Here is a 2465-nt window from a genome sequence, read left to right on the forward strand (position 1 = left end):
TTGGGTTGGAGTTTATTCTTAGAGGAAGAAGGCTTTAACGTTGGTGGTTTTGGGTTTTTCAGGGTCGACTATATAACACACGAAGGAGATATCTTAGTACGTCTAAGAGAGCCAAATATTGCAGTATACATAGATAAAAATAGCTCTGGGTTAGTTGTTCCAGCTCTTATGGCAATTATCAAACCCAAAAAAGAGATAAACAGTATCTATCTCACTCATTTTATAAATTCTACTATAGCGCAAAGAAGACTCCAAAAAGAACTCAAAGGAACCACTATTGCTATGATTAAAGCACAAGATTTGAGCGATCTTGAAGTCATTGTGCCACCAAAACAAACTCAAGAAAAGATAGTAAAAATGCTTGATCTTGCAAATCAAGAAATTGATTTACTTCATAAGCTCTCGCAACTAAAAACACAATTGAAAGACGAACTATTTAGCACCATCATTACAAAGGAATTAAACGTATGAAAACAACACAAGAAGTCATTAACAACGTCGTATGGAAAGCATGCGATACTTTTAGAGGAACGATGGATAGTTCTCAGTATAAAGACTATATCTTAAGTATGTTGTTCGTCAAATACCTCTCAGACTTTTATAAAGAAAAACTCGACCAACTCCATGAAAAATACAATGACGATAATGAACGCATTCAAAGAGCATTACAAAGAGAAAAGTTTGTTTTAGACGAAAGTTGTACGTTTGAGTATCTTTTAAAGCATAAAGAAGCGCCAAACCTTGGAGAGATCATCAACAAAGCCCTTGAGCGTATTGAAGAAGATAACCATGAAAAACTAGAAGGTATCTTTAGAAATGTTGACTTTAATGATCGAAAAGTTCTAGGTGATACTAAAGAGAGAAATTCCATCTTAAAACATCTCTTAGAAGACTTTAGTGATAGTAGGCTCGATCTAAGTCCTAGTAAACTCTTAGGCAATGACATCATCGGAGATAGCTACGAATACCTCATAGCGCACTTTGCAAGTGATGCAGGTAAAAAAGGTGGAGAGTTCTTTACGCCAAGTGAAGTTTCTACATTATTGGCAAAATTGGTTCAAGCCAAAGAAGGAGATCGCATTTACGACCCAACGTGTGGTTCAGGCTCTTTACTCATTAAGGCATCACAAGAAGTGGGCAGTAAAAACTTTGCTATCTATGGGCAAGAGAAAAACGGACAAACCCAAGCGCTTTGCCGTATGAACATGTACCTCCATGAGATCAACGATGCAAAAATCGAATGGGGCGATACCATCCGCAACCCTTTGCATATTGAAGAAAATAGGCTTATGAAATTTGATGTTGTTGTTGCAAATCCCCCTTTTAGTTTAGACAAATGGGGTGCCGATTTTGCTGAGCATGACTCATTTAAACGCTTTAGTGATTACAGCATACCACCTGCAAGTAAGGGAGACTATGCGTTTGTACTTCATATGATCAAAAGTCTTAATGAAAATGGTCGTATGGGGGTTGTTCTTCCTCATGGTGTATTGTTCCGTGGAGCGAGTGAGGGACGTATTCGTGAAAAGCTTATCACTGAAAACTTACTTGATGCTATCATCGGCTTACCTGCCAATCTTTTCTTTGGTACAAGCATTCCAGCGTGTATCTTAGTCTTTAAGAAAAATCGTGTAACAAACGACATCTTATTTATCGATGCGAGTCGTGAGTTCGACAAAGGTAAAAAACAAAACAACCTCAATGATGCTCATATGGCGAAGATACTTGAAGCCTACCAAGCACGCAAAGAGGTTGATAAGTACGCTCATGTAGCGACACTTGCAGAGATACAAGAAAATGATTATAACCTAAACATTCCTCGTTATGTCGATACCTTTGAAGAAGAGGTCAAAGTCGATATCGAAGCGACAAAAAAGAACATCGAAATGATCGAACAAGAGCTCTTACATGTAAAGACTAAAATGGACACTTTTTTAAAAGAGTTAGGACTCTAGTATGGGCGAGATTATCCTTTATAAAGCTTCAGCTGTTTCCATTTTGGAAACAACTGCAACAGATGGTAAAACCTGTGAAAAATTCAAAAGTGAGCACGATAAAGTCTATGTCTCAGACTTTGACAAACTTGTAGCCAAAGTGGAGAACAAATCATGAGCTCCATCAAACAAGGTTATAAGCAAACTAAAGTGGGGATAATTCCAGAGGATTGGGAAGTTGTAAATTTTGATGAATTGAAAGATAAAACAGATAAACATAGCATTACAGGTGGTCCGTTCGGTTCAGATTTGAAAAGTGAACATTATACAATTTCAGGAGTTCGTGTAATACAACTTCAAAATATTGGTGATGGTGGTTTTATAAATAAAGAGTTTATTTACACATCAGAAGAAAAAGCAAATGAATTAAAAAATTGCTTAATTTATCCTAATGAAATAATTTTAGCAAAAATTGTAAATTTCACTCAAAGTTTCCAGCCGTTTCACAAACATGTTTCCACTTTTTTAACG

The 2465-nt window shown here is 36.5% G+C and carries 3 protein-coding genes and 1 pseudogene; all 4 read left to right on the top strand.

What is annotated here, in order from left to right; translation table 11 throughout:
* Positions 1 to 471: restriction endonuclease subunit S (locus JU57_RS13505; protein ID WP_294877504.1), on the top strand; the 471-nt coding region annotated here is incomplete at its 5' end.
* On the top strand, positions 468 to 1955 hold the full coding sequence (locus JU57_RS13510) for a type I restriction-modification system subunit M (RefSeq protein WP_037962195.1): 1488 nt from the start codon (positions 468 to 470) through the stop codon (positions 1953 to 1955). The genes JU57_RS13505 and JU57_RS13510, both read left to right, overlap by 4 nt.
* A gap of 1 nt (position 1956) precedes the next feature.
* Positions 1957 to 2112 carry a hypothetical protein gene (locus JU57_RS14230; protein ID WP_294877507.1) on the top strand — a complete coding sequence of 52 codons (156 nt, stop codon included), beginning with the start codon at positions 1957 to 1959 and terminating at the stop codon, positions 2110 to 2112.
* Positions 2109 to 2465: pseudogene (locus JU57_RS13515) on the top strand (hypothetical protein); the annotation flags it as partial. The gene JU57_RS14230 and the pseudogene JU57_RS13515, both read left to right, overlap by 4 nt.

The sequence above is a fragment of the Sulfurospirillum sp. SCADC genome, from assembly GCF_000743525.1.
Classification (GTDB): domain Bacteria; phylum Campylobacterota; class Campylobacteria; order Campylobacterales; family Sulfurospirillaceae; genus Sulfurospirillum.

What these genes read in the sequence shown, in the direction of transcription:
- JU57_RS14230 (WP_294877507.1), top strand. Translation starts at nt 1,957, where the DNA reads ATGGGCGAGATTATCCTTTATAAAGCTTCAGCTGTTTCCATTTTGGAA.
- JU57_RS13510 (WP_037962195.1), top strand. Translation starts at nt 468, where the DNA reads ATGAAAACAACACAAGAAGTCATTAACAACGTCGTATGGAAAGCATGC.